At 43.8% G+C, this 938-nt stretch carries 1 protein-coding gene; it reads right to left on the reverse strand.

Translation table 11 applies throughout. The annotated features are described in order from the left end of the window. On the reverse strand, positions 1–938 hold a 938-nt coding region (locus H5232_RS23425; RefSeq protein ID WP_259400199.1), incomplete at both ends, for a polymorphic toxin type 15 domain-containing protein.

A 938-nucleotide genomic window follows, 5' to 3' on the forward strand; every position in this document is an offset into this window, starting at 1 on the left:
TTTTCAACTTGCTCATCCATTAATTGCACGCGTGTTTTATCCCCTTTTTTACTCCCTATGGGTGCTTTAGCCCACTGCGGACCTACAGAGCCATTAACTCGTTTATCGCCCATACGCGATACGCTATCATACCCGCCTGCGCCCATGTCAGGGTCATGTAATGCATGTAAATTGTCCATAATTTCTGTTGTCCTTTGCAAGGCTAGTTTTTCGGCTTCAGCATATGATACTTTTTTGCTGTATGAGTCTTTAAGGGAGCTCTTTAAATCTTTTTCGAAGTCTTTTCTAAAATCATCTTGCGCAGTTCCAGTACCTTTGCGCTTCATCTTTTTGTATCGCTCGCGGTTTTCTCTGTATTCACCAATGGTTAAATCATTCAAGCCATTTTCTTGATGTTTAAGCTGCCTTGCGTAATTATGCTCTAAAGCGCGTAAGTCGCCTTTATTTCTTTTCCTTAAGCCATCACTTGGTTTAAAACAAGGCACTTTGTAAGCTTTCATTTTTAATCGAAGTGGGTGAGTGTTTTTACTCTGTACCCCCTTTAAATCATTCCCTTTCGGTGGCTCTAATTCATTGGCTACCGTCTTCTTCGGTTTGCCCACTACGCCTGTGCTTGCCGGTGGCTCAAACTCATCGAGGGCTTTGTTTACGCGATTGCCAATTTCGTTTGCGGCATTTTTAACGCCTTGGTCTATTTTTGGGGTGACTTCATCAAGTTGTTTGACCATGGCTTGCATGCCGTCAATGGCTGAGTCTGGCAGCAGGAGGTCGTATTTCCAGCTAGTTGAAATATCTTGCAAGGTATCTCGAAAGCCTTTGATTACGGCTTTTACTTCACTGGCGGCTTGCTTGCCCAAATTTTGCCAGTTTATTTCCCGTAAGTATTTTACTGGGTCGCCTTTACCGAGCTTGCGTAGCACTGCAATGGCGGCTTCCAT

This window comes from Pseudoalteromonas sp. SG41-5, assembly GCF_014164495.1.
Classification (GTDB): Bacteria; Pseudomonadota; Gammaproteobacteria; order Enterobacterales; family Alteromonadaceae; genus Pseudoalteromonas; species Pseudoalteromonas rhizosphaerae.